Source organism: Bradyrhizobium sp. PRIMUS42, assembly GCF_023006515.1.
GTDB lineage: Bacteria > Pseudomonadota > Alphaproteobacteria > Rhizobiales > Xanthobacteraceae > Bradyrhizobium.
Genome location: NZ_JALBGZ010001635.1, coordinates 1 through 403 on the forward strand (window position 1 = coordinate 1; position 403 = coordinate 403).

Consider the following 403-nt stretch of genomic DNA (forward strand, 5'->3'; position numbering starts at 1 on the left):
CATGGGCCTGGCCCGTATCCGGGTCGGTGATGGTAAGCTGGCCGCTGGCGTTCAATGCGGCGGCAGTGTTGCCTTCGGTGACGGACTTCGAGTCCGACGAGACCGTGGCCGCATCATTGGTGCCGGTGATAGTCACCGTCACCGTGCCGCTCGCGGTGCCGTCCTGGCTGGTCACGGTGAACTGGTCCTGGACCTGCTGGCCGGCGATGAGCTCGTCATGGGCGCCGTTGCCGGTGTAGCTCCAGGCGCCGTTGGCATCGATCGAGAAGTCGCCGTAGGCGCCGTGGGCGTTGGTCTGCGCGACGACATGGGCTTCGCCCGTGTCGGGATCCACGATCGTCAGCTGACCGCTGGTGTTCAGCGCCGCCGCGGTGTCGCCTTCCGTGACGGACTTCGAGTCCGA

General features: G+C 67.0%; 1 protein-coding gene. It reads right to left on the reverse strand.

The features are described from left to right. Positions 1 to 403: VCBS domain-containing protein (locus MOV75_RS42035; RefSeq protein ID WP_247008772.1), on the reverse strand; the 403-nt coding region annotated here is incomplete at both ends.